This window comes from Shigella sp. FC1544 (assembly GCF_001722145.1).
Classification (GTDB): domain Bacteria; phylum Pseudomonadota; class Gammaproteobacteria; order Enterobacterales; family Enterobacteriaceae; genus Escherichia; species Escherichia coli.
On record NZ_MECT01000122.1, the window covers coordinates 1 to 21,042 of the forward strand.

Consider the following 21,042-nt stretch of genomic DNA (forward strand, 5'->3'; position numbering starts at 1 on the left):
TGAGCGACATAATCTGAATCTGAGACAACATCTGGCAAGGCTGGGACGGAAGTCACTGTCGTTCTCAAAATCGGTGGAGCTGCATGACAAGGTCATCGGGCATTATCTGAACATAAAACACTATCAGTAAGTTGGATTCATTACCTGAAAAAGGCGTGTTTCTCGCCAGTAATAACGAAATAATTGCCGAAGAACATTTCACCGGCGAAATTAAAAAAGAAGAAGCCAAAAAAGGCACTATTGCCTGGTCTATTCTCTCTTCTCATAATACGTCCGGAAATATGGATAAACTTAAAATTAAGTTTGATTCATTAGCCTCTCACGATATTACCTTTGTTGGTATTGTACAGACCGCTAAAGCGTCCGGAATGGAACGTTTCCCGCTGCCGTATGTGCTGACCAACTGCCATAACTCACTCTGCGCCGTCGGCGGCACCATTAACGGTGATGACCATGTTTTTGGTTTATCGGCAGCTCAGCGTTATGGCGGTATTTTTGTGCCTCCGCATATTGCGGTCATCCATCAATATATGCGTGAGATGATGGCAGGCGGGGGCAAAATGATCCTCGGGTCAGACAGCCACACCCGTTACGGTGCATTAGGGACAATGGCAGTCGGTGAGGGCGGCGGTGAGTTGGTAAAACAGCTGCTTAATGACACCTAGGATATCGACTATCCGGGCGTGGTTGCGGTGCATCTGACCGGAAAACCTGCGCCGTATGTGGGGCCACAGGATGTGGCGCTGGCTATCATTGGCGCGGTGTTCAAAAACGGTTACGTCAAAAACAAAGTCATGGAGTTCGTTGGACCGGGCGTTAGCGCGCTCTCTACCGATTTCCGTAACAGCGTTGACGTGATGACCACGGAAACCACCTGTTTAAGCTCCGTCTGGCAAACTGATGAAGAAGTGCATAACTGGCTGGCGCTGCACGGTCGCGGCCAGGATTACTGCCAGCTTAACCCTCAACCGATGGCGTACTACGATGGCTGCATCAGCGTTGATTTAAGCGCCATCAAACCAATGATTGCGCTGCCGTTCCACCCGAGCAACGTGTATGAAATCGACACACTGAACCAGAACCTGACCGACATTCTGCGTGAGATTGAAATTGAGTCCGAACGCGTGGCGCACGGTAAAGCCAAACTCTCGCTGCTGGATAAAGTGGAAAATGGTCGCCTGAAAGTGCAGCAGGGGATTATCGCGGGCTGTTCTGGCGGTAACTACGAAAACGTCATCGCGGCGGCGAATGCACTGCGCGGTCAATCCTGTGGCAATGACACCTTCTCGCTGGCGGTTTACCCGTCATCACAGCCGGTGTTTATGGATTTAGCCAAAAAAGGTGTGGTAGCAGATTTGATTGGCGCAGGCGCAATCATCAGAACCGCGTTCTGCGGCCCATGCTTTGGCGCGGGCGATACGCCAATCAACAACGGATTAAGTATTCGCCACACCACGCGTAACTTCCCGAACCGCGAAGGCTCTAAGCCAGCTAATGGGCAGATGTCAGCGGTGGCGTTGATGGACGCTCGTTCTATCGCTGCGACTGCGGCAAACGGTGGCTATTTAACCTCTGCCAGCGAACTTGATTGCTGGGACAACGTGCCGGAGTACGCCTTCGATGTAACGCCGTATAAAAACCGTGTTTATCAGGGCTTTGTGAAAGGGGCAACTCAGCAACCGCTGATTTACGGACCGAACATTAAAGACTGGCCGGAATTGGGTGCGCTGACTGACAATATCGTCCTGAAAGTGTGCTCGAAGATCCTCGACGAAGTGACCACCACCGACGAACTGATTCCTTCCGGTGAAACCTCTTCTTATCGTTCAAATCCGATTGGTCTGGCGGAGTTTACCCTGTCACGCCGCGATCCCGGTTATGTTGGCAGAAGTAAAGCGACTGCTGAGCTGGAAAATCAGCGTCTGGCGGGGAATGTCAGCGAGCTGACAGAGGTGTTTGCGCGCATTAAGCAGATTGCTGGTCAGGAGCATATTGATCCGCTGCAAACTGAAATTGGCAGCATGGTATATGCGGTGAAACCAGGCGATGGTTCTGCGCGTGAACAGGCGGCGAGCTGCCAGCGTGTGATTGGCGGTCTGGCGAATATTGCCGAAGAGTACGCGACTAAACGCTACCGTTCTAACGTCATCAACTGGGGGATGTTACCGCTGCAGATGGCGGAAGTGCCAACCTTTGAAGTGGGGGATTACATTTACATCCCTGGCATTAAAGCGGCGCTGGATAATCCGGGTACGACGTTTAAAGGTTATGTGATCCATGAAGATGCGCCGGTAACGGAAATTACGCTCTGTATGGAAAGTCTGACTGCTGAAGAGCGCGAGATTATCAAGGCGGGTAGTTTGATTAACTTCAATAAAAACCGTCAGATGTAAAAAGCGCCATGTGAATGTAGGTCGCATTCGGCACTTATTGTCGATGCGATGCTTGCACATCTTATCCGACCTACAAATCGCATCGAACCGTAGGCCGGATAAGGCGTTTACGCCGCATCCGGCAAATAGTTAATTGCTCTTACTTCTTCGCCTCTGCAACCACTTTACTACCCACGCCGCGGTTATTGTATTCCCACATGCGGTTGTAGTTAGTGTCATTCAGATTGCGCTGTATTTCGTCGTTATCATCTACGCTGCCGGTATTACCCGCAAACGGACGATTAGAGATCACCGCATCGGCCCACGGTTTAGCCGTGTTAAAACCTTCGTTGATGGCGCTATCACGGATCACCACCTGACCGTTGGTATTGGCATCAACATCCAGCGAGCGGCCCAGTTGCGCCACACCATCACCGAAAGCATTGAAACGGCTGTTTACGGCGAGGAAACCGTAGTAAATGTTGGACAGCGTAGCCGGTGCAAACACATACGCTTCTTGCTGAGTACGTGAGTTCACCACGCGGAATTCGGTGTTATCGAACACCACTGCGCCGCGACCAGAAACGATATCCACATCCCCTTCAATGTAGCTGTTGGTCACCAGCGTACGCGGCTGACGATTCGTTTCCAGACGGTTCTGCACACCGCTGTTGGTGACAAAGAAGGTGTTCTGACGACCGAGAATGTTAACGTTGTTAATCTGTACCTGGTCACCATCAGTACGCAGTGCCACCGCCGGATGGTTACCTGCATCTACGCTATCGCCCAGCGTGTTTTCGATGGTCAGGTTTTGCAGTTGCAGGCCATTGTTTTGTGACCAGAAGACCGCAGAGCAGAGAACACCGATACTGTCGCTGCGTTTGCTCTGGCAGCTATCGTACATATACCACGCTGGTTTACCTGGCATATATTTGCCGCGCGGGTTGACGTCGTGACGCCAGTCGGCAGGGCTCATGCCCCCATCAAGGGAAAGCCCAATCTTCACATCAATCGGTTTTTCACCTGTACCGTACAGAGTAATTCCACCCGGAGCAGCAGGGACATACACCGTTCCCTGATACTCACCAGGCATCACGGCAATATACTGGCGCTTGTTGGTACGCTTGATAATTGCCGCATCTACCGCCGCCTGAATCGTGGTATGCGTTACACCTTGAGTGCCCGCCGGGCCGACAACAAAGTCAGGTTGCGCAGGCAGGGTAATCGGGGAAGGATTCCACGCTGCAGCACCTGGTGTCAGGGATGCAAAATAGTGTTGAGCATCGAAATTCTGCGCTTCTTTTGCCGACAGAATCGGGCGAGAAGAGGTACCAGGCGCAGTTTGATCAGAAGGACGTTGATCGGGTGGTGTTGAGCTACAGGCGGTCAGCGTCACGCCAAAAGCCAATGCCAGCGCCAGACGGGAAACTGAAAATGTGTTCACAGGTTGCTCCGGGCTATGAAATAGAAAAATGAATCCGTTGAAGCCTGCTTTTTTATACTAACTTGAGCGAAACGGGAAGGTAAAAAGACAAAAAGTTGTTTTTAATACCTTTAAGTGATACCAGATAGCATTGCGCCATCTGGCAGAGTGATTAACTAAACATCGCGGTAATCGATGCGCTTGCCAGAGAGTGGAAATGAACGTTAAACCCGACCATCGCGCCGCTGGCTCCTTCATCGACATCAATATGCTCTACATCCAGCGCGTGAACGGTAAAAATGTAGCGATGGGTTTCGCCTTTCGGCGGCGCTGCGCCATCGTATCCGGTTTTACCAAAATCGGTACGCGTCTGCAAAACGCCGTCAGGCATTGCTACCAGACCAGAGCCAAACCCTTGCGGTAATACGCGGGTATCAGCGGGTAAATTAACAACTACCCAGTGCCACCAGCCGGAGCCGGTTGGCGCATCCGGGTCGTAGCAGGTGACAACAAAACTTTTCGTTCCCGCAGGAACATCATCCCACGCCAGATGCGGTGAAATATTATCGCCATCGTAACCCATGCCGTTAAAGACATGACGATGCGGCAGCTTATCGCCATCGCGCAGATCATTACTGATGAGTTTCATGAACCCTCCTTTCTAGTTTGCAGAAAGTGTAGCCAGAAACCCACACGCTGACTTCCCGTTATTGGCAAAAAAATGTTTCATCCTGCACCGCACGGTTAACCGCTGCGGTCAGACGCTGCAACTGTTGCGGGAGAATAATATAGGGCGGCATCAGGTAAATCAGTTTGCCAAAAGGCCGGATCCATACTCCCTGTTCGACAAAGAATTTTTGCAGCGCCGCCATATTCACCGGACGAGTTGTTTCGACTACGCCGATTGCCCCCAGCACGCGCACATCGGCAACCATTTCGGCATCACGGGCGGGGGCAAGTTGCTCGCGCAGCTGTACTTCAATAGCCGCCACCTGTTGCTGCCAGTCGCCAGATTCGAGAATCGCCAGGCTGGCGTTTGCAGCCGCGCAGGCCAGCGGATTGCCCATAAAAGTTGGCCCGTGCATAAAGCAGCCGGCTTCGCCGTTACTGATGGTTTCTGCAACCTCGCGCGTGGTGAGTGTGGCGGAAAGGGTCATTGTGCCGCCGGTTAAGGCTTTACCGAGGCACAAAATGTCCGGCGCGATTTCTGCATATTCACAGGCAAACAGTTTGCCGGTACGACCAAATCCGGTGGCGATCTCGTCGGCAATCAGCAAGATACCTTCGCGATCGCACATTTTGCGGATTCGTTTTAACCATTCCGGATGGTACATGCGCATCCCGCCTGCGCCCTGGACAATCGGTTCAATGATCACCGCCGCGATTTCATGACGATGCGCCGCCATCAGGCGGGCAAAGCCAACCATATCGCGTTCATCCCATTCACCATCCATGCGGCTTTGCGGGGCGGGAGCAAACAGGTTTTCTGGCAGATAGCCTTTCCACAGGTTGTGCATTGAGTTGTCCGGATCGCACACCGACATCGCGCCAAAGGTATCGCCATGATAACCATTGCGGAAGGTCAGAAAACGCTGGCGCACTTTGCCTTTGGCTTGCCAGTACTGCAACGCCATTTTCATCGCCACTTCCACCGCTACGGAACCGGAGTCCGCGAGAAAAACGCATTCCAGTGGTTGCGGCGTCATCGCCACCAGTTTGCGGCACAGCTCAATGGCTGGCGCATGGGTGATACCGCCAAACATCACATGCGACATGGCATCAATTTGCGACTTCATCGCCGCATTAAGCTGCGGGTGATTGTAGCCGTGGATCGCCGCCCACCAGGACGACATACCGTCAATCAGGCGTCTGCCGTCAGACAAAATCAGCTCGCAACCTTCGGCGCTCACCACCGGATAAACCGGCAGCGGGGAGGTCATGGATGTGTATGGGTGCCAGATATGGCGTTGGTCAAAGGCAAGATCGTCCTTTGTCATAATCGACTTGTAAACCAAATTGAAAAGATTTAGGTTTACAAATCTACACCGAATTAACAACAAAAAACACGTTTTGGAGAAGCCCCATGGCTCACCGCCCACGCTGGACATTGTCGCAAGTCGCAGAATTATTTGAAAAACCGTTGCTGGATCTGCTGTTTGAAGCGCAGCAGGTGCATCGCCAGCATTTCGATCCTCGTCAGGTGCAGGTCAGCACGTTGCTGTCGATTAAAACCGGTGCTTGCCCGGAAGATTGCAAATATTGCCCGCAAAGCTCGCGCTATAAAACCGGGCTGGAAGCCGAGCGGTTGATGGAAGTTGAACAGGTGCTGGAGTCGGCGCGCAAAGCGAAAGCGGCGGGATCGACGCGTTTTTGCATGGGCGCGGCGTGGAAGAATCCCAACGAACGCGATATGCCGTACCTGGAGCAGATGGTGCATGGGGTAAAAGATTTAGGGCTGGAGGCGTGTATGACGCTGGGCACGTTGAGTGAATCTCAGGCGCAGCGCCTCGCGAACGCCGGGCTGGATTACTACAACCACAACCTCGACACCTCGCCGGAGTTTTACGGCAATATCATCACCACCCGCACTTATCAGGAACGCCTCGATACGCTGGAAAAAGTGCGCGATGCCGGGATCAAAGTCTGTTCTGGCGGCATTGTGGGCTTAGGCGAAACGGTAAAAGATCGCGCCGGATTATTGCTGCAACTGGCAAACCTGCCGACGCCGCCGGAAAGCGTGCCAATCAACATGCTGGTGAAGGTGAAAGGCACGCCGCTTGCCGATAACGATGACGTTGATGCCTTTGATTTTATTCGCACCATTGCGGTCGCGCGGATCATGATGCCGACCTCTTACGTGCGCCTTTCTGCCGGACGCGAGCAGATGAACGAACAGACTCAGGCGATGTGCTTTATGGCAGGCGCAAACTCGATTTTCTACGGTTGCAAACTGCTGACCACGCCGAATCCGGAAGAAGATAAAGACCTGCAACTGTTCCGCAAACTGGGGCTAAATCCGCAGCAAACTGCCGTGCTGGCAGGGGATAACGAACAACAGCAACGTCTTGAACAGGCGCTGATGACCCCGGATACTGACGAATATTACAACGCGGCAGCACTATGAGCTGGCAGGAGAAAATCAACGCGGCGCTCGATGCGCGGCGTGCTGCCGATGCCCTGCGTCGCCGTTATCCAGTGGCGCAAGGAGCCGGACGCTGGCTGGTGGCGGATGATCGCCAGTATCTGAACTTTTCCAGTAACGATTATTTAGGTTTAAGCCATCATCCGCAAATTATCCGTGCCTGGCAGCAGGGTGCGGAGCAATTTGGCGTCGGTAGCGGCGGTTCCGGTCACGTCAGCGGTTATAGCGTTGCGCATCAGGCGCTGGAAGAAGAACTGGCCGAGTGGCTGGGCTATTCGCGGGCACTGCTATTTATCTCTGGTTTTGCCGCTAATCAGGCGGTCATTGCCGCGATGATGGCAAAAGAGGACCGCATTGTCGCTGACCGGCTTAGCCATGCCTCATTGCTGGAGGCTGCCAGTTTAAGCCCGTCGCAGCTTCGCCGTTTTGTTCATAACGATGTCACTCATCTGGCGCGACTGCTTGCTTCCCCCTGTCCGGGGCAGCAACTGGTGGTGACAGAAGGCGTGTTCAGCATGGACGGCGATAGTGCGCCACTGGCGGAAATCCAGCAGGTAACGCAACAGCACAATGGCTGGTTGATGGTCGATGATGCCCACGGCACGGGCGTTATCGGGGAGCAGGGGCGCGGCAGCTGCTGGCTGCAAAAGGTAAAACCAGAATTGCTGGTGGTGACTTTTGGCAAAGGATTTGGCGTCAGCGGGGCAGCGGTGCTTTGCTCCAGTACGGTGGCGGATTATCTGCTGCAATTCGCCCGCCACCTTATCTACAACACCAGTATGCCGCCCGCTCAGGCGCAGGCATTACGTGCGTCGCTGGCGGTCATTCGCCGTGATGAGGGGGATGCACGGCGCGAAAAACTGGTGTCACTAATTGCGCGTTTTCGTGCCGGAGTACAGGATTTGCCGTTTACGCTTGCTGATTCATGCAGCGCCATCCAGCCATTGATCGTCGGTGATAACAGCCGTGCGTTACAACTGGCAGAAAAACTGCGCCAGCAAGGCTGCTGGGTCACGGCGATTCGCCCGCCAACCGTACCCGCTGGTACTGCGCGACTGCGCTTAACGCTAACCGCAGCGCATGAAATGCAGGATATCGACCGTCTGCTGGAGGTGCTGCATGGCAACGGTTAATAAACAAGCCATTGCAGCGGCATTTGGTCGGGCAGCCGCGCACTATGAGCAACACGCAGAGTTACAGCGCCGGAGTGCTGACGTCTTACTGGCAATGCTCCCACAGCGTAAATACACCCACGTACTGGACGCGGGGTGTGGGCCAGGCTGGATGAGCCGCCACTGGCGAGAGCGTCACGCACAGGTGACGGCGTTAGATCTCTCACCGCCAATGCTTGTGCAAGCCCGCCAGAAAGATGCTGCAGACCATTATCTGGCGGGAGATATCGAATCCCTGCCGTTAGCGACTGCGACGTTCGATCTTGCATGGAGCAATCTCGCGGTGCAGTGGTGCGGTAATTTATCCACGGCACTCCGCGAGCTGTATCGGGTGGTGCGCCCCGGAGGCGTGGTGGCGTTTACCACGCTGGTGCAGGGATCGTTACCCGAACTGCATCAGGCGTGGCAGGCGGTGGACGAGCGTCCGCATGCTAATCGCTTTTTACCGCCAGATGAAATCGAACAGTCGCTGAACGGCGTGCATTATCAACATCATATTCAGCCCATCACACTATGGTTTGATGATGCGCTCAGTGCCATGCGTTCGCTGAAAGGCATCGGTGCTACGCATCTTCATGAAGGGCGCGACCCGCGAATATTAACGCGTTCGCAATTGCAGCGATTGCAACTGGCCTGGCCGCAACAACAGGGGCGATATCCTCTGACGTATCATCTTTTTTTGGGAGTGATTGCTCGTGAGTAAACGTTATTTTGTCACCGGAACGGATACCGAAGTGGGGAAAACCGTCGCCAGTTGTGCACTTTTACAAGCCGCGAAGGCAGTAGGTTATCGGACGGCAGGTTATAAACCGGTCGCCTCTGGCAGCGAAAAGACCCCGGAAGGCTTACGTAATAGTGACGCGCTGGCGTTACAGCACAACAGCAGCCTGCAGCTGGATTACGCAACAGTAAATCCTTACACCTTCGCAGAACCCACTTCGCCGCACATCATCAGCGCGCAAGAGGGCAGGCCGATAGAATCATTGGTAATGAGCGCCGGATTACGCGCGCTTGAACAACAGGCTGACTGGGTGTTAGTGGAAGGTGCTGGCGGCTGGTTTACGCCGCTTTCTGACACTTTCACTTTTGCAGATTGGGTAACACAGGAACAACTGCCGGTGATACTGGTAGTTGGTGTGAAACTCGGCTGTATTAATCACGCGATGTTGACTGCGCAGGCAATACAATACGCCGGACTGACTCTGGCGGGTTGGGTGGCGAACGATGTTACGCCTCCGGGAAAACGTCACGCTGAATATATGACCACGCTCACCCGCATGATTCCCGCGCCGCTGCTGGGAGAGATCCCCTGGCTTGCAGAAAATCCAGAAAATGCGGCAACCGGAAAGTACATAAACCTTGCCTTGTTGTAGCCATTCTGTATTTGGTTAAATTGCGAGCGAGATCGCGTCTTCGATTGACTGCAATTTAACCAATTAAATTCTAAAATAATCACGAAAAAAATTTTACTTCCGCCTCATGCGGCGAATGTGGGAATTGCCCAGGCGGCGGGGGATAGGGGCTGGAGACAGTTATCCACTATTCCTGTGGATAACCATGTGTATTAGAGTTAGAAAACACGAGGCAAGCGAGAGAATACGCGGCTTGCACGCGAATTGGCGTTAAAGACGGCTCAAAGAAATATCTTTTATTTTTTAACTGGTTAGATAAATGCAATGGCAGTCACTGAACAGGCATCTCTTGCCATAAAACTGTCATCACTCATCTTGACAAATGTTAAAAAAGCCGTTGATTTGGGGATAACCCGGTAAGGCCGGAGTTTTATCTCGCCACAGAGTAAATTTTGCTCATGATTGACAGCGGAGTTTACGCTGTATCAGAAATATTATGGTGATGAACTGTTTTTTTATCCAGTATAATTTGTTGGCATAATTAAGTACGACGAGTAAAATTACATACCTGCCCGCCCAACTCCTTCAGGTAGCGACTCATGAGTAAACCGTTCAAACTGAATTCCGCTTTTAAACCTTCTGGCGATCAGCCAGAGGCGATTCGACGTCTCGAAGAGGGGCTGGAAGATGGCCTGGCGCACCAGACGTTACTTGGCGTGACTGGCTCAGGGAAAACCTTCACCATTGCCAATGTCATTGCTGACCTTCAGCGCCCAACCATGGTACTTGCGCCCAACAAAACGCTGGCGGCCCAGCTGTATGGCGAAATGAAAGAGTTCTTCCCGGAAAACGCGGTGGAGTATTTCGTCTCCTACTACGACTACTATCAGCCGGAAGCCTATGTACCGAGTTCCGACACTTTCATTGAGAAAGATGCCTCGGTTAACGAACATATTGAGCAGATGCGTTTATCCGCCACCAAAGCGATGCTGGAGCGGCGTGATGTGGTTGTAGTGGCCTCTGTTTCCGCGATTTATGGTCTGGGCGATCCTGATTTATATCTCAAGATGATGCTCCATCTCACGGTCGGTATGATTATCGATCAGCGCGCGATTCTGCGCCGACTGGCGGAGCTGCAATACGCTCGTAATGATCAAGCATTCCAGCGTGGTACTTTCCGCGTTCGTGGCGAGGTGATTGATATCTTCCCGGCAGAATCGGATGACATTGCACTTCGCGTGGAACTGTTTGACGAGGAAGTGGAACGATTGTCGTTATTTGACCCGCTGACCGGGCAGATTGTTTCCACTATTCCACGTTTTACCATCTACCCGAAAACGCATTACGTCACACCGCGCGAGCGCATCGTACAGGCGATGGAGGAGATCAAAGAAGAACTGGCCGCCAGACGCAAAGTGCTGTTGGAAAACAACAAACTGCTGGAAGAGCAGCGGCTGACCCAGCGTACCCAGTTTGATCTGGAGATGATGAACGAGCTGGGCTACTGTTCGGGGATTGAAAACTACTCGCGCTTCCTCTCCGGTCGTGGACCGGGTGAGCCACCGCCGACGCTGTTTGATTACCTGCCTGCCGATGGGCTGCTGGTCGTCGATGAATCTCACGTCACCATTCCACAAATTGGCGGCATGTATCGCGGTGACCGGGCGCGTAAAGAGACACTGGTGGAGTACGGCTTCCGCCTGCCATCAGCGCTGGATAACCGTCCGCTTAAGTTTGAAGAGTTCGAAGCATTAGCGCCGCAAACCATCTATGTTTCGGCGACGCCGGGTAATTACGAGCTGGAAAAATCCGGCGGCGATGTGGTGGATCAGGTGGTGCGTCCAACCGGATTGCTTGACCCGATTATCGAAGTGCGGCCGGTGGCGACACAGGTTGATGATCTTCTTTCGGAGATTCGTCAGCGAGCGGCAATTAACGAACGCGTACTGGTCACCACACTGACCAAGCGGATGGCGGAAGATCTTACCGAATATCTCGAAGAACATGGCGAGCGCGTGCGTTATCTTCACTCAGATATCGACACCGTCGAACGTATGGAGATTATCCGCGACTTGCGTCTGGGTGAGTTCGACGTGCTGGTAGGGATCAACTTACTGCGCGAAGGTCTGGATATGCCGGAAGTGTCGCTGGTGGCGATCCTCGACGCTGACAAAGAAGGCTTCCTGCGTTCCGAACGTTCGTTGATCCAGACCATTGGTCGTGCGGCACGTAACGTTAACGGTAAAGCGATTCTCTACGGCGATAAGATCACCCCATCAATGGCGAAAGCGATTGGCGAAACCGAACGTCGCCGTGAGAAACAGCAGAAGTACAACGAGGAACACGGCATTACGCCGCAAGGCTTGAACAAGAAAGTGGTCGATATCCTGGCGCTGGGGCAGAACATTGCCAAAACCAAAGCGAAGGGCAGAGGAAAATCGCGCCCGATTGTTGAGCCGGATAATGTGCCGATGGATATGTCGCCGAAAGCGTTGCAGCAGAAAATCCATGAACTGGAAGGGCTGATGATGCAACACGCGCAGAATCTGGAGTTCGAAGAAGCGGCACAAATTCGTGACCAGTTGCATCAGTTGCGTGAGTTGTTTATTGCCGCATCGTAACAGGATAGCGAAGAAGACTGATGACAAACGGAAAACAGCCTGATGCGCTACGCTTATCAGGCCTACATTTTCTCCGCAATATATTGAATTTGCGCGGTTTGTAGGCCGGATAAGGCGTTCACGCCGCATCCGGCATAAACAACGCGCACTTTGTCTTCAATAGGAAGCCGGAATTTTCCTTCGGATTTCCGTTAACCTAAAGCCTGTAACGCCTTTTCCAGCGCGTTATGTAACAACTGGCGGTCATGACGATACGGAATATCGCTGGCCTCCAGTACCTCCTGGATCACAATCCGCTCTTTCACCGCCGAGACATCCACTTTTGGCCCGACGATGACCGCATCAATGACTTTTTTACCAACATACTGCTCCATAATTGCCAGCTTGCTTTCCAGCTTCAAATTAGCCGCAGGTAAACTCAACTCACGCCCCAGATTGCCGATATAAACCATCGGCGCTGGCGTGCGGCGTAATGCCTGGGCGATTTCCTTCAGCAGCAGAATTGGCATCAGGCTGGTATAAAAACTGCCAGGCCCAATAATGATGAGATCCGCTTCATTGATAGCGTGAACTGCCTCACGCGTTGCGGGTACATTCGGCGTTAATAATAACTCTTGAATCGGCGTAGTTAACTGGTCGATATTGACCTCGCCGTAAACTTCATGCCCCTGATCGTCAATCGCCATCAGATCGACGGGATGCTCTGACATTGGAATCAAATGCGTATCCACTTTCAGCAGATTACGAATTAAATTGATGGCTTCCAGAGGCCGCACGCTAAGGTGATCCAGCGCCTTTAACATCAAGTTTCCAAGGTTGTGCCCGGAAAGTTCGCCATTGCCGCCAAAACGGTATTCAAACATCGCGGAGGCGACGCTCGGTTCCGTTATCAGTTGGTTGAGGCAGTTGCGCATATCGCCCCAGGCAATGCCGCCTTCTGAACGGCGAATACGCCCCGTCGAGCCACCATTATCCGTGGTGGTGACGATACCCGTTAAACGAGAACCCAAAGACGAAAGTGATGAGAGAACGCGTCCCAGTCCATGCCCTCCGCCGAGAGCAACGACACGATCAAGATCAGCCAGCGTACGATTGCGCATATAGTTTCCTGGAGTCAGATTATCCGCGCTACAGTAGCGCAAATTGCGGGGAAACAGCAATTAACCTGCCAATATTGAGGATACAAACTATTTTCTTCTACCTCTAAAGGACGATGCACGCTATGCCTCCCTGATGATGTATATCAAAGTAAAACTGCCATTTTCCCTTATTCTGTAGCGAAATAGCACGATCATGACGCTATATACATGATTGCATAGCGAAAGTGTGGATGGTAAAAATCTCATTTACACGCTAGTATCGGCTTAACCACTAAACACTCTAGCCTCTGCACCTGGGTCAACTGATACGGTGCTTTGGCCGTGACAATGCTCGTAAAGATTGCCACCAGGGCGAAGGAAGAAATGACTTCGCCTCCCGTATCTGGAAAGGTGTACATGGCTTCACAACTGACTGATGCATTTGCGCGTAAGTTTTACTACTTGCGCCTGTCGATTACCGATGTGTGTAACTTTCGTTGCACCTACTGCCTGCCGGATGGCTACAAACCGAGCGGCGTCACCAATAAAGGCTTTCTTACCGTCGATGAAATTCGCCGGGTTACGCGCGCCTTCGCCAGTCTGGGCACCGAAAAAGTGCGCCTGACAGGAGGTGAGCCGTCTTTACGCCGCGACTTTACCGATATCATCGCCGCTGTGCGGGAAAACGACGCTATCCGCCAGATTGCGGTCACCACCAATGGTTACCGTCTGGAACGCGATGTGGCGAACTGGCGCGATGCGGGACTTACTGGCATTAACGTCAGTGTCGACAGTCTGGACGCCCGCCAGTTTCACGCTATTACCGGGCAGGATAAATTCAACCAGGTCATGGCAGGGATTGATGCTGCATTTGAGGCCGGTTTTGAGAAGGTCAAAGTCAATACCGTGCTGATGCGTGATGTTAATCATCACCAGCTCGACACCTTTCTGAACTGGATCCAGCATCGCCCTATCCAGCTGCGTTTCATCGAACTGATGGAAACGGGCGAGGGCAGCGAGCTCTTCCGTAAGCATCACATCTCTGGTCAGGTTCTGCGTGACGAGCTACTGCGTCGCGGCTGGATCCACCAATTACGTCAACGCAGCGACGGTCCCGCGCAAGTCTTTTGCCATCCAGATTACGCCGGAGAGATTGGCCTTATCATGCCGTATGAAAAAGACTTCTGCGCCACTTGCAACCGCCTGCGCGTTTCCTCCATTGGTAAACTCCATCTCTGCCTGTTTGGTGAAGGCGGCGTTAACCTGCGCGATCTGCTGGAAGACGATACCCAGCAACAGGCGCTGGAAGCGCGTATTTCAGCGGCGCTGCGGGAGAAGAAACAGACCCATTTCCTGCATCAAAACAACACCGGTATTACGCAAAATTTATCGTACATTGGCGGCTAAAACGTCAAAAGGAGAGATCAGATGAGTCAGGTAAGCACTGAATTTATCCCGACCCGTATTGCTATTCTTACGGTTTCTAATCGTCGCGGTGAAGAAGACGATACCTCCGGTCACTATCTGCGCGATTCGGCGCAAGAAGCGGGCCATCACGTTGTCGATAAAGCCATTGTGAAAGAAAACCGCTACGCTATTCGCGCTCAGGTATCTGCGTGGATCGCCAGCGACGATGTACAAGTGGTATTGATTACGGGTGGTACTGGCCTGACGGAAGGTGATCAGGCTCCCGAAGCATTGCTGCCGTTGTTCGACCGTGAAGTTGAAGGTTTTGGTGAAGTGTTCCGGATGTTGTCGTTTGAAGAGATTGGCACTTCCACGTTGCAATCTCGTGCGGTAGCGGGCGTCGCCAACAAAACGCTGATTTTCGCCATGCCGGGTTCGACCAAAGCGTGCCGTACCGCATGGGAAAATATCATCGCGCTGCAGCTGGATGCCCGTACGTATCCGTGTAATTTCCATCCACATTTGAAGAAATAAGTATGTCGCAACTGACCCATATCAACGCCGCTGGCGAAGCGCACATGGTGGATGTCTCCGCCAAAGCGGAAACCGTGCGTGAAGCGCGGGCGGAAGCCTTTGTCACCATGCGCAGCGAGACGCTGGCGATGATTATTGATGGTCGCCACCACAAAGGCGACGTATTTGCCACTGCGCGTATTGCCGGTATTCAGGCGGCAAAACGCACCTGGGATCTGATCCCGCTCTGTCATCCGCTGATGCTCAGCAAAGTTGAAGTCAATTTACAGGCCGAGCCGGAGCACAATCGGGTGCGTATAGAAACCTTATGCCGCCTGACCGGGAAAACCGGTGTCGAAATGGAAGCATTAACCGCGGCCTCCGTGGCGGCGCTGACCATTTATGACATGTGCAAAGCGGTGCAAAAAGATATGGTGATTGGTCCGGTACGTTTGCTGGCGAAGAGCGGCGGCAAGTCGGGTGACTTTAAGGTGGAAGCGGATGATTAAAGTTCTTTTTTTCGCACAGGTGCGCGAGTTGGTGGGAACAGATGCAACCGAAGTGGCTGCGGATTTCCCAACTGTTGAAGCGTTACGCCAGCACATGGCTGCGCAGAGCGATCGCTGGGCGCTGGCGCTGGAAGATGGCAAATTACTGGCTGCCGTCAACCAGACGCTGGTGAGTTTTGACCATCCGCTGACTGACGGCGACGAAGTAGCTTTCTTCCCGCCGGTAACCGGAGGTTAAGATGGCAGAAACCAAAATTGTTGTTGGTCCGCAGCCGTTCAGCGTAGGAGAAGAGTACCCGTGGCTGGCGGAGCGTGACGAAGACGGTGCGGTAGTCACCTTTACTGGTAAGGTGCGCAACCATAACCTGGGTGACAGCGTCAAAGCATTAAGCCTCGAACACTATCCGGGGATGACTGAAAAAGCACTGGCAGAAATTGTTGATGAAGCGCGTAACCGCTGGCCGCTGGGGCGCGTCACTGTGATTCACCGCATCGGGGAATTATGGCCGGGCGATGAAATCGTTTTTGTCGGTGTCACCAGTGCGCATCGCAGCAGTGCGTTTGAAGCCGGGCAGTTTATTATGGATTATCTCAAAACCCGCGCACCGTTCTGGAAGCGCGAAGCCACGCCGGAAGGCGACCGCTGGGTTGAAGCTCGGGAGAGCGATCAGCAGGCGGCAAAACGCTGGTAGTTTTTTGTTAGCCGGATAAGGCACCGCTGCGTCCGGCAATTTCACCGCTCAGTACATGCGTTTACGCTGCGTCGATGCACAGCCTCATCATTTTGCAGTATCCTTAAGATATTCCTTATATCTTCAGGAGATCGTCATGGACAGATTCCCACGTTCTGATTCAATCGTACAACCCCGGGCTGGCTTGCAAACTTATATGGCGCAAGTCTATGGCTGGATGACCGTTGGCTTGTTGCTGACCGCATTTGTTGCCTGGTATGCGGCTAATTCCGCGGCCGTGATGGAGCTGTTGTTCACTAACCGTGTCTTTTTAATCGGTCTGATCATCGCGCAATTAGCATTGGTTATTGTGTTATCAGCGATGATTCAAAAGCTGAGCGCAGGTGTAACGACGATGCTCTTTATGCTTTATTCGGCGCTGACGGGTCTTACGCTTTCCAGTATATTCATTGTCTATACCGCTGCTTCTATCGCCAGTACTTTCGTCGTTACTGCCGGGATGTTCGGTGCAATGAGCCTGTACGGTTACACCACGAAGCGCGATTTAAGTGGCTTTGGCAATATGCTGTTTATGGCGTTAATCGGCATTGTGCTGGCATCGCTGGTCAACTTCTGGCTGAAAAGCGAAGCATTGATGTGGGCAGTTACCTACATCGGCGTGATTGTCTTTGTCGGATTGACGGCGTATGACACTCAGAAATTGAAAAATATGGGTGAGCAGATTGATACCCGCGACACGTCGAACCTGCGCAAATATTCCATTCTTGGCGCGTTAACCTTGTATCTGGACTTCATCAACCTGTTCCTGATGTTGCTGCGAATTTTTGGCAACCGCCGTTAATTCTTTTTCACCATCAATATCCCGGCCATGTGTCGGGATTTCTTTTCTTACTAAAAACGACACTTAACAAGTACCAGGTATAAAATACGCCTTATGGCCGAGCGGAAGCGTTTTCCGTATCCATAAATACAAAAGTATTTTGTATGCGTGGGTTTAAATTTATTGATGGTGAATATTAATATTTTTTCTAAGGACAACTAAAAGAATGGAATCATACTCACAAAACAGCAATAAATTAGATTTTCAGCACGAGACCAGGATATTAAACGGTATATGGCTCATTACCGCTTTAGGTTTGGTGGCAACCGCAGGACTGGCCTGGGGAGCTAAGTATCTCGAAATTACGGCAACCAAATATGATTCACCAACAATGTATGTCGGCATAGGGTTATTATTAGTTTGTATGTATGGCTTAAGTAAGGATATCAACAAGATAAATGCCGTCATCGCAGGCGTAATATATCTGTTTTTACTCTCTTTGGTGGCGATTGTCGTTGCAAGTTTAGTTCCTGTATATGCCATTATCATTGTGTTCAGCACTGCGGGCGCGATGTTTTTAATCAGTATGCTGGCCGGTTTATTATTTAATGTTGATCCTGGTTCTCACCGTTTTATCATTATGATGACGTTGACAGGGTTGGCCCTGGTAATCATCGTGAATGCGGCATTAATGAGTGAACGGCCCATTTGGGTAATAAGTTGCTTAGTGATTGTGTTATGGCCAGGCATTATCTCGCATGGACGAAATAAGCTCCTTGAACTGGCAGGAAAATGCCATAGTGAAGAGTTGTGGAGTCCGGTTCGTTGCGCTTTTACAGGTGCATTAACACTCTATTACTATTTTATCGGCTTCTTTGGGATACTTGCCGCGATAGCTATAACGCTTGTCTGGCAAAGGCATACGCGTTTTTTTCATTAGTCGTGAATGCAGATACTAAAGAACTTAACTAAACTTCACATCGCCGCTTCATTTTTCGCCCGTAGCTTCTTCGCCTGGCTTTCCAGTAGCAGGTAACAGATCAGCGCCAGCAGCAGCGGGATAAAGTAATACAGGACGCGATAAGCGAGCAGCGCGGCGATAATGCTCCCTTTCGAGGTATGCTCCCCAGCCAGTAGTGCGATAAACACCGCTTCCAGCACACCGATCCCCGCCGGAATATGCACGATGACGCCAGCAATACTACTAACCAGTAACACGCCCAGTACAAAGAAATAGTTCACGCTTTGACCAAGTAACAGCCAGATAATCGCCCCCATTACCATCCAGTTAACGCTGGAAATCAGCATCTGAGTGAGGGCGAATTTCCATGAAGGCAGCACCAGCTTTTGCCCTTTGATGGTCATATGGCGGTGCTTCGCGAAAGCGCAAAACCACAAATAAACCGCGATAATCATCAGTAAGCCAATGCCGAGAATACGCAGCGTAGTTTGAGCGACATACCAGTGATCCGGCAACTCCACCACGCCTGCGGTAAAGATAATCCCTGCCAGTAAAATATAGCCCAGCCAGTTGGTGGTAATACTGAGCGAGAAAATCCGCGTAATAGTGCTGCCCGGTAACCCTAGTCGGGAGTACAAACGATAGCGCATACCAATGCCGCCGACCCAGGTACTGAGCGTCAGGTTGAAGGCGTAGCAGATAAACGACACCAGCATCACCTGGCGCTTCGCCAGTTTGTGACCGCAGTAAAAGCGGGCGAGCAGGTCATAGCAGCCGTAAATCAGATAGCTGACGACCACCAGCCCGACCGCACTAAGCAGCGCAACGCGATTGTAGTCGCGGATGACCTTCCAGACCTCTTCCCAGTCCACTTTTTTGGCGTAGACCACCAGCAACACAATCACCGCGATAAAAAACAGCCAGGTGAGGATCTTCTTTGCTAAGCGCCAGCGCGGGTGTGATTTACTTATCAGGGTTTTACCCCCGTGTTTTCAGTTTCTACCCGATCCTGCGTTTCCATTGTCGGTTGTGCGGGGGGATCAACCTGCGTCAGACGTGGTGTGTGTGCCGGATGCCAGCCAACCAGCGCCGGGAAGTGGCGTAAAAAGTGGAACGCCAGCACGCTTTTGGTCAGGTTCCACCAGGTGCGTTTGGGCAGCATGGTTTCATCCACCTGCTGACAATCTGCGGCAATAATGCCGTTCAGATTATCGCGCAGCGTCTGGTTAAAATGACGATCGTGGATGATGACATTTGCTTCGAGATTCAGTGACAAACTGAGCGGATCGAGATTACTGGACCCTACTGTCGCCCAGTGATCGTCCATCAATGCCACTTTGCCGTGGAGCGGGCGGCGGCGGTACTCAAAAACCTGAACGCCGCCTTTAACCAGATAGTTATACAGCAAGCGCGCACCGACTCTGACAATCGGCATATCCGGTTCGCCCTGAATGATCAGTTTGATCCGCACCCCGCGCCGTGCCGCTTTACGCAAGGCGTGTAAAAATCGATAGCCGGGGAAGAAGTAGGCGTTGGCGATAATCACTTCCCGCCGCGCCTGAGTGAGCATTTTCAGATAATGGCGTTCAATATCATCGCGATGTTCTTCGTTATCGCGCCAGACCAGCAATACCTGCGCTTCTCCCGGCTGGCGGTTCTCTTCCGCTTTGTGATGACGTCGCCACCAGCGCCGTGCCGCGCTCTGTCCAGGCAGGTTTTCCAGCTCAAACTGGAGAATATCTTCGACAATCGGCCCTTCAAGGCGTACCGCGTAATCCTGTTTAGCCTCTGGACCGTAGCTGGACATATGCTCGGCGGAGTAATTCAGCCCGCCAATAAAGGCGATACGCGCGTCGATCACCACAATTTTGCGATGCATCCGGCGAAACACATTGGTGCGCATACCAAAAAGGCGAGGGCGGGGATCGTAGTAGCGGAACACTACGCCAGCTGCCGTCAGTTTATTGACAAACTCATCGCTGAGATCCGGCGAACCGTAGCCATCCAGCAAGACTTCCGCTTTAACCCCGCGTTGCGCTGCTGCCAGTAGTGCCGCATGTAGCTGTTTGCCGACGTTATCCTCAAACCAGATAAACGTTTCAAGAATGATGCGTTCTTGTGCCTCGCCAATCGCCTTAAACACCGCGGGATAATATTGCTCGCCGTTTTCCAGCAACTGGATCTTATTGCCTTCGCGCCAGCTACATTTCATAAATGAATCTCCGCACTTAAAGGGGCATGATCAGAAAGGTGTCGCCATGTCCGCAGCGGCAACGCGGTTGGCGCGCTGGCGCTGGCATTTTTGACGTAGATCCTGTCCAGTCGTAGTAGAGGAAATTGCACCGGAAACGTGCGCGCCGGGCGTCCGTGGGCGCGGGTAAAAATCTCATCCAGTCCGGCCTGCACTTTTAACGGATGATTAGCTTTTTGCCGCCAGTCATTGAAATCACCCGCCACCAATACCGGTTCGCCGTCCGGTAGCTCATTCACCCATTCGGCGAGCATCGCAAGCTGCGCCTGACGGTGCGCCTCACGCAGGCCCAGATGTACGCACATCACATGAATCGCTTTTCCGGTCATCGGCGGCACAATGCGGCAGTAGAGCACGCCGCGCTTTTCCGCACCATCGACCGAAACATCGCGATTCTCATAATGTTCAATGGGATAACGCGACAGTACGGCGTTGCCGTGATGCCCTTCCGGGTATACGGCATTGCGACCGTAGGCAAAATCGCTCCACATAGTGTCGGCGAGAAACTCGTAGTGCGAGGTATCGGGCCAGTTTTCCACATGCAGCGGATGAACTTCGTGCGCGCCCATCACTTCCTGCAGGCAAACAATATCGGCGCTGACGGTACGCACCGCGTCGCGAAGTTCCGGCAAAATGAAGCGTCGGTTAAACGCGGTAAAACCTTTTTGAATGTTGATGGTGAGCACCTTGAACGAAAATTGTTGTGTTTGATCGGGCATAATTTTCCT

At 52.3% G+C, this 21,042-nt stretch carries 20 protein-coding genes, 1 pseudogene and 1 riboswitch; of the genes and pseudogenes, 14 read left to right on the forward strand and 7 right to left on the reverse strand.

Annotation, left to right across the window (positions count from 1 at the left end; all coding sequences use genetic code 11):
• The first annotated feature begins 13 nt into the window (after window positions 1-13).
• Together BGK49_RS08460 and BGK49_RS08470 are read left to right on the forward strand one after the other, a co-directional pair.
• Window positions 14-130, forward strand: a complete 117-nt coding sequence (locus BGK49_RS08460) for an IS1 family transposase (RefSeq protein ID WP_001348177.1) — start codon at window positions 14-16, stop codon at window positions 128-130.
• A gap of 1 nt (window position 131) precedes the next feature.
• Window positions 132-2,393, forward strand: a pseudogene (locus tag BGK49_RS08470) (hydratase).
• A 139-nt stretch (window positions 2,394-2,532) separates the two neighbouring features.
• Here the strand turns inward: BGK49_RS08470 and BGK49_RS08475 are convergent.
• From BGK49_RS08475 to bioA, 3 genes are all read right to left on the reverse strand, one after another.
• Window positions 2,533-3,816, reverse strand: coding sequence for a putative acyl-CoA thioester hydrolase (locus BGK49_RS08475; RefSeq protein ID WP_001091569.1), 1,284 nt, complete (start codon window positions 3,814-3,816; stop codon window positions 2,533-2,535).
• Window positions 3,817-3,967: 151 nt separating this feature from the next.
• On the reverse strand, window positions 3,968-4,444 hold the full coding sequence (locus BGK49_RS08480; protein WP_000767390.1) for a kinase inhibitor: 477 nt from the start codon (window positions 4,442-4,444) through the stop codon (window positions 3,968-3,970).
• A 58-nt stretch (window positions 4,445-4,502) separates the two neighbouring features.
• Entirely contained in the window at window positions 4,503-5,792 is a 1,290-nt protein-coding gene (gene bioA / locus BGK49_RS08485) for an adenosylmethionine--8-amino-7-oxononanoate transaminase (RefSeq protein WP_024259583.1), read from the reverse strand.
• 86 nt (window positions 5,793-5,878) lie between these two features.
• Between bioA and bioB the strand changes: the two genes are divergently transcribed.
• The 5 genes from bioB to uvrB all read left to right on the forward strand — a co-directional run bounded on the left by bioB (window position 5,879) and on the right by uvrB (window position 12,082).
• Window positions 5,879-6,919 (forward strand): biotin synthase BioB, encoded by a 1,041-nt coding sequence (bioB, locus tag BGK49_RS08490; protein ID WP_000951203.1) that lies wholly within the window; start codon window positions 5,879-5,881, stop codon window positions 6,917-6,919.
• Window positions 6,916-8,070 carry an 8-amino-7-oxononanoate synthase gene (bioF, locus tag BGK49_RS08495; protein WP_000118842.1) on the forward strand — a complete coding sequence of 385 codons (1,155 nt, stop codon included), beginning with the start codon at window positions 6,916-6,918 and terminating at the stop codon, window positions 8,068-8,070. Before bioB ends, bioF begins: the two co-directional genes overlap by 4 nt.
• Complete coding sequence (gene bioC / locus BGK49_RS08500; RefSeq protein ID WP_000246800.1) at window positions 8,057-8,812, forward strand: malonyl-ACP O-methyltransferase BioC; 756 nt, start codon at window positions 8,057-8,059, stop codon at window positions 8,810-8,812. The genes bioF and bioC overlap by 14 nt, the downstream gene beginning before the upstream one ends.
• Complete coding sequence (gene bioD / locus BGK49_RS08505) at window positions 8,805-9,482, forward strand: dethiobiotin synthase (RefSeq protein ID WP_000044869.1); 678 nt, start codon at window positions 8,805-8,807, stop codon at window positions 9,480-9,482. Before bioC ends, bioD begins: the two co-directional genes overlap by 8 nt.
• Window positions 9,483-10,060: 578 nt before the next feature.
• Window positions 10,061-12,082 (forward strand): excinuclease ABC subunit UvrB, encoded by a 2,022-nt coding sequence (gene uvrB, locus BGK49_RS08510; RefSeq protein WP_000042533.1) that lies wholly within the window; start codon window positions 10,061-10,063, stop codon window positions 12,080-12,082.
• A 191-nt stretch (window positions 12,083-12,273) separates the two neighbouring features.
• On the opposite strand, the gene yvcK is transcribed toward uvrB, so the two are convergent.
• Complete coding sequence (gene yvcK / locus BGK49_RS08515; RefSeq protein WP_001295302.1) at window positions 12,274-13,182, reverse strand: uridine diphosphate-N-acetylglucosamine-binding protein YvcK; 909 nt, start codon at window positions 13,180-13,182, stop codon at window positions 12,274-12,276.
• Between the two features lie 264 nt (window positions 13,183-13,446).
• Window positions 13,447-13,591: riboswitch (molybdenum cofactor riboswitch) on the forward strand.
• Here yvcK and moaA point away from each other — a divergent pair.
• The 7 genes from moaA to BGK49_RS08550 all read left to right on the forward strand — a co-directional run bounded on the left by moaA (window position 13,579) and on the right by BGK49_RS08550 (window position 18,042).
• Complete coding sequence (gene moaA / locus BGK49_RS08520) at window positions 13,579-14,568, forward strand: GTP 3',8-cyclase MoaA (RefSeq protein WP_001295301.1); 990 nt, start codon at window positions 13,579-13,581, stop codon at window positions 14,566-14,568. Its footprint overlaps the riboswitch before it by 13 nt.
• A gap of 21 nt (window positions 14,569-14,589) precedes the next feature.
• Window positions 14,590-15,102 (forward strand): molybdenum cofactor biosynthesis protein B, encoded by a 513-nt coding sequence (gene moaB, locus BGK49_RS08525; protein ID WP_069375726.1) that lies wholly within the window; start codon window positions 14,590-14,592, stop codon window positions 15,100-15,102.
• A 2-nt stretch (window positions 15,103-15,104) separates the two neighbouring features.
• Window positions 15,105-15,590, forward strand: a complete 486-nt coding sequence (gene moaC, locus BGK49_RS08530) for a cyclic pyranopterin monophosphate synthase MoaC (protein ID WP_000080885.1) — start codon at window positions 15,105-15,107, stop codon at window positions 15,588-15,590.
• Window positions 15,583-15,828 (forward strand): molybdopterin synthase sulfur carrier subunit, encoded by a 246-nt coding sequence (gene moaD / locus BGK49_RS08535; RefSeq protein ID WP_000598619.1) that lies wholly within the window; start codon window positions 15,583-15,585, stop codon window positions 15,826-15,828. The genes moaC and moaD overlap by 8 nt, the downstream gene beginning before the upstream one ends.
• Before the next feature lies 1 nt (window position 15,829).
• Window positions 15,830-16,282 (forward strand): molybdopterin synthase catalytic subunit MoaE, encoded by a 453-nt coding sequence (gene moaE / locus BGK49_RS08540; protein ID WP_000852276.1) that lies wholly within the window; start codon window positions 15,830-15,832, stop codon window positions 16,280-16,282.
• Window positions 16,283-16,418: 136 nt separating this feature from the next.
• Window positions 16,419-17,123 (forward strand): Bax inhibitor-1/YccA family protein, encoded by a 705-nt coding sequence (locus BGK49_RS08545; protein WP_000373624.1) that lies wholly within the window; start codon window positions 16,419-16,421, stop codon window positions 17,121-17,123.
• Between the two features lie 205 nt (window positions 17,124-17,328).
• A complete protein-coding gene (locus tag BGK49_RS08550; RefSeq protein WP_000446936.1) occupies window positions 17,329-18,042 on the forward strand; it encodes a Bax inhibitor-1/YccA family protein in 714 nt (237 codons plus the stop codon).
• A 35-nt stretch (window positions 18,043-18,077) separates the two neighbouring features.
• Here BGK49_RS08550 and BGK49_RS08555 read toward each other — a convergent pair whose 3' ends face one another.
• Genes BGK49_RS08555 through BGK49_RS08565 form a run of 3 tightly spaced genes read right to left on the reverse strand, consistent with a single transcriptional unit; the run spans window position 18,078 to window position 21,033 of the window.
• A complete protein-coding gene (locus tag BGK49_RS08555; RefSeq protein ID WP_000045445.1) occupies window positions 18,078-19,034 on the reverse strand; it encodes a lysylphosphatidylglycerol synthase domain-containing protein in 957 nt (318 codons plus the stop codon).
• Window positions 19,034-20,275 carry a cardiolipin synthase ClsB gene (gene clsB / locus BGK49_RS08560; RefSeq protein ID WP_000650367.1) on the reverse strand — a complete coding sequence of 414 codons (1,242 nt, stop codon included), beginning with the start codon at window positions 20,273-20,275 and terminating at the stop codon, window positions 19,034-19,036. The genes BGK49_RS08555 and clsB overlap by 1 nt, the downstream gene beginning before the upstream one ends.
• On the reverse strand, window positions 20,272-21,033 hold the full coding sequence (locus BGK49_RS08565; protein ID WP_001113369.1) for an endonuclease/exonuclease/phosphatase family protein: 762 nt from the start codon (window positions 21,031-21,033) through the stop codon (window positions 20,272-20,274). Before BGK49_RS08565 ends, clsB begins: the two co-directional genes overlap by 4 nt.
• Between the last annotated feature and the right edge of the window lie 9 nt (window positions 21,034-21,042).